We start from the raw sequence: 4,872 nt of genomic DNA on the forward strand, positions 1-4,872 counted from the left end.
GTCGAGCATGCTTCTGATCGCCCGGGGTACCGGTTCCAGACGCAGCAAGAGGCTCATGGCGCGGCTGCGGACCTCTGGTTCCGGGTCGTCGAGCAAGGGCACCAGGTCCCGTCCGGTGTCCTCGGAGGTGTCCGCGAGGAATTCCATGGCCAGAACGCGCACATGAGGGCTTTCATCCAGCAGTGCCGTACGTGCCGTACGTGCCGTACGTGCCGCGGCGGCGGCATCGGGTGCAGGCGATGCGCGGAGCACGAGGAGAGCCACTCTTTTCTCGTTGCGTGAGCCGTTGCGCAGCAAGTGCCGCACCGACGCGAGAAGGTCGGGTCTTGCCCCGGCCTCTTCGAGCATGGTGCGGAACTCGGGTCCGGGCTCCGAAGCCATGGTGCGCAGAAGGTCAAGTGTCGTGCGGTGACTGAAGGTTCCGCTCATGTATCGCCTCGCCGTGTCACTCGGCGACGTACTGAGCTGTCATTCAACATGTCAATTCCCACGTCATTGAAGAGGAATTGCTTGACGTCCTTGACGGACCTGATCTTTCCGCTGAGGGGGCCGATGATCAGATCGTACGGCCAGCTGACTTCACCTCCGAGTTCCTTCTCCTTCTTCCGAAATTCGTTCCAGTTCATTTCTGTTTCGGTGCCGCCGTAGCCCTGCGGGTACCGTACCGGAACCGGTGTGTTCTTGTCCTTGAAGACGAGTGTGTAGTGGTTGGGCGTAAGATTGAATATGGCGTCAAATAATCCGAATTGGTTGATGGTATTGGTGGGGACGGTGAACTCGGTCACGCCCCATCGGTCGTCGTCCCTGCTGCGGCTGTACGTTTCCGCGACCTCGGCGGCTGCTACTTCTTCCTTGAAGGTGTAGAAGCCCGTTCCGAATTCTCCGTGTCCCCGCGGCTCAACCGGTGTGCCACCGGCGAATTGATCGGCGATTTCCTCGCTCGATCCGTGGTAGAAGTCCTCCTTCGTAGGGAGTCCCTGCACGGGGGGTATCGGCCCGGACGGTCCGATCGGCACCGATCCGTCGCCGACGGAGTCGTTGGGCGCCACTTTTACGTGGAAATCGAGCTTCTTTTTTGTGGATGCGGTTCCGGCATCATCCGGGAACGAGATGGAGAGCTTGATTCCGTGTTTCAGTTGCGGCTGGTACGTGGCTTCGAGTCGTCGGGCCAGGGCTTCCTTTTCGCGGCGGACCGGCTGATACTCGGATGCGGAGGCGGGCTTCTCCAGTTGCTGTATGGCCGATCGGACGATCTTCTGGTGCTTCGCTTCCTCTGCGGGGGTTGTCTTCCGGTCGGGTCCGGTGCCGCCTCCGTCCCCCTTGTCCTTCCCTTTGTCCTTTCCCTTGTTTTTCCCCTTGCTCTCCTCCTTGTCCTTCCCGTCTTTCTTCAGCAGCTTCTTGGCTGTTTTGGTGATGAGGTTGATGATTTTGTCGATGGCGCGGTTGACGGGGCGGGCGACTGTGTGGAAGACGGATTTGACTTTGTTGGCGAGGGAGCCGATGCCGAGGAGGGAGGCGAGGAAGCCGATGAGGAGGGGAATGCTGGCGGCGAGGGCGGTCTCGACCATTTTGGGGACGCTTGCGGTGCCGCCGTTGGCGATGGCGATGACGGCATCGAGGACGGCGTTGACGAATTCGACGATCTGGGCGCCCTGGTTCACGATGAACGTGACGATGTCGATGATTCCCTTGACCGCGCGGATGAAGGCGGAGGCGGGGTTGAGGAGGGAGATGATCCAGGTGATTCCGGCGACGATGACGGTGGGGATCAGGTAGCTGGTGAGTTTTTGCAGGATGGTGGCTTTGAGGTCGCCGGCTTCTTCCTGGATTTCCTTGGCGGCGCCTGCGGGGCCTTCGGTGGCGAGTTTCTTCGCAACGGGGACGGAGGACTCGACGGTGGTCATGGCCTGGTCGGGGATGCCCTTGCGGGTGATGCGGGCGCGGATGTTGGCCCAGGTCAGGCCGAGGAGGGAGCCGATGAGCTGGATGATGCCCTTGAGGTCGAAGCGGGCGGGGAGTTCGAGTCCGGCTTTGACGGCGGTGCCCAGGAGCCAGGAGACGATGCCGGTCTTGAGGTGGTCGGCGATGTTGGTGATGAAGAGGTTGAGGCCGGCGCCGACGGCTTTGACGAGGTTGCCGAGGAACCCGATGGGGTCCTTGATGATCTTCATGATCGCGGAGGCGGCCTTGGCGAGGATGCCGAGGAGGAGGTTCTTCAGTTCGTTGATCGTCTTGATGGCGCCGACGATCGCGTCCTTCGCCTTGTCGACCAGGCCCTTGTTGGCTTCCTGGAGCTTCTTGATTTCCTCGTCGACCTTGTTCAGCGCGGTGGTGTACTTCTGCGCGAGGTCCTGGACGAGTTGTTCGGACTTCTCGTCGACCGTGGCTTCGAGGTCGTCGAACTTTCCGGCGAAGTCGGTGGCGGCTTCCTGGCCGAACGCGCGGAGGTCGGCGGGGAGTCTGTCGACTTCGGTCTTGATTTCCGTTCTGCCCTTGGCTATGCGGGCCTTTGCCTTGCCGAGTTCGGTGCCGATGATGTCGGCGACGGACGAGATGACGGTCTGCATCTTCGCGACGTAGAGCTTGCGGGCTTCCTGGAAGAGGTCGTCGGCCTCCTTCGGCATGCCCATCAGCTTGTCCTTGGCCCACTTCGCGGGGCCGAACATGCCTGAGTAGCGTTTGTCCTTGTACTTCTTCATGCGGCGTTTGTGGTCGGCGGTGAACGCGTCCCGGGCGGCTTTCTCGCCCTGTGTGAACGCGGTGTCGACCTTCGTGTCGAGGTCGGAGAGGGTGGTCTCGACGTCCTTCTTCGTGGTGTCGTAGACCTTCTGGAGCTTGGCTGTTGCCTCGGCGCGTTTCTTCTCGTCCTTGGACTTCGTCTCGGCCTTGCCGCCGTCGATCTGTTTCCCGGCGGAGGAACGGGTCGCGGTGAGGGTGTTCATGGCGTGGGCGCCGGAGGCTGCCGCGTGGGCCTTCGCGTCGGACAGTTGCCGGGCTTCGGCTGTTCTGCTCTTGGCGGGGGCCTTCGCGGAGTCCGTTTCTGCGGTCTTCTTCGCGGTCAGGGCCTGGTCGAATTCGGGTTCGTTGCCCTTGGCGAGCTGGTCCTCGGTGATCTCGGCGTCTGCCATTGCCCGGTCGTTGGCGGCAGGGCCCTGGGAGAAGTCCGTCACGGGCGCGGGCTGTTTCTCGGGGACGGCGTCGGCTGCGGGCGGGGTGCCGGGGTTGGCGGGCGGCTGGTCCGGGGTCATCGGGGTGACGGGTTTGTCCTTGGCCGCCGAGGTGTCGGGTGGTGCCTTGGTGGCGGTGTCGATGTCCTTGGCCGAGGAGTTCTTGCCGTCCTTGACCTTTCCGTCGACCTCGTCCTTGATCTGGTCGGCCTTGCCGGAGGTGGAGAACTTGTCGGCCTGGTCGAGGTTCTTGGGGGCCTGGGCGTCGATGGCCTTGTTCACCGCGTCGATGAAGGACTGTTTGTCGAACTCGCCGGGTTTCGCGGCGTTCATCTTCTCGGCGTTGGCCGCCTTGCCCTGGGCTTCCTTGTCGTTCGGGGGTGCGACGGCCGCGTCCTGCGCGGATGCGGACTCGGTGGTGGCGGGGGCGTGGGCGGACAGGCGGGTCTTCTTCGCCGCGACATCGGCCTTGACCCTGCGGAAGCCGGGCGCCTGGGCGGGGGAGGGTTTCACCGGGGCGGTGTAGCGCTGGGCCACCAGGCGGGAGACTGCCGCGTTCCCCGCCGCCCGTTGCAGACGCTGAAGACTCCGGGCGGCCGAAGCGGTGGGGAGGGAGGCATCCGGTCGGTCATCCGTGGGGCGCCGCGGTGCGGGGGCCGCTGTACGGGACGCCGCTGTACGGGACGCCGGAGACCTGTCGGGGGAGTCCTTCACCATGCCGTGCCCCGGCACCCTGCGTACGAGCGGACGTCACCGGACCGGTTCCGTGTCCCCACCATGCCGCAAGTCTGGGGGCGGAACCGGGCGAAGGCGTGGGACGGGGGTGTGTGCCCACGGGCAGCGAGGACTGCCCGATGGGGCAGGCACCACGCGTATGGATCGGACGACACAACCGCGGCGGACACCGGGGGCGGGCCTCGCTCGACAAGCAGCACGAGGAAGGACCGGCGCGGGGAAGGGCCGACGCGGCGTCGGCCCGGGGAACCGGCGAGCCCCTCCGGCACGCCGCGTCCACGCGGGCCGAAGGGGCTTCGCCGGGGTCGGGCAGCTGTGTCACGCAGCCGCCTTGAACCCCCGCAGTCGCAGGGAGTTGCCGACCACGAAGACCGAGGAGAACGCCATCGCGGCTCCCGCGATCATCGGGTTGAGCAGTCCCGCCGCGGCGAGCGGCAGGGCGGCCACGTTGTAGGCGAAGGCCCAGAACAGGTTCGTACGGATCGTGCCGAGGGTCTTCCGCGACAGCCGGATGGCGTCCGCCGCGGCCCGCAGGTCCCCGCGCACCAGTGTCAGGTCGCCTGCCTCGATCGCGGCGTCCGTGCCGGTGCCCATCGCCAGGCCCAGATCGGCCTGGGCGAGTGCCGCGGCGTCGTTCACGCCGTCACCGACCATGGCGACCGAACGGCCCTCCGCCTGGAGCTTCTTGACGACGTCGACCTTGTCCTCCGGCATGACCTCCGCGTACACCTCCTCGATCCCGACCTCGGCCGCGACCGCCTCGGCAACCGCCCGGTTGTCGCCGGTCAGCAGGATCGGGGTCAGGCCGAGGGCCCGCAGCCGGGTGATGGCCTCGGCACTGGTGTCCTTGACCGCGTCGGCGACTTCCAGGACTGCTCGTGCCTCGCCGTCCCAGGCGACGGTGATGGCGGTTCGTCCGGCGGTTTCCGCCTCGGTCTTGCGGTGGGCGAGGTCGGTGGGGAGGTGGATC

At 65.4% G+C, this 4,872-nt stretch carries 3 protein-coding genes; all 3 read right to left on the bottom strand.

Features of this window, described 5'->3' with window-relative positions; translation table 11 throughout:
* The coding region (locus ACFC79_RS38040) for a hypothetical protein (protein WP_376249819.1) at window positions 1-348 on the bottom strand (348 nt) is incomplete at its 3' end.
* Between the two features lie 77 nt (window positions 349-425).
* Window positions 426-3,680 (bottom strand): hypothetical protein, encoded by a 3,255-nt coding sequence (locus ACFC79_RS38045; protein ID WP_376249821.1) that lies wholly within the window; start codon window positions 3,678-3,680, stop codon window positions 426-428.
* Window positions 3,681-4,220: 540 nt separating this feature from the next.
* A partial coding sequence (locus ACFC79_RS38050) for an HAD-IC family P-type ATPase (protein WP_376249823.1) occupies window positions 4,221-4,872 on the bottom strand: 652 nt, incomplete at its 5' end.

It is taken from the genome of Streptomyces sp. NPDC056061 (assembly GCF_042266885.1).
In the GTDB taxonomy this organism is placed as follows: Bacteria; Actinomycetota; Actinomycetes; order Streptomycetales; family Streptomycetaceae; genus Streptomyces.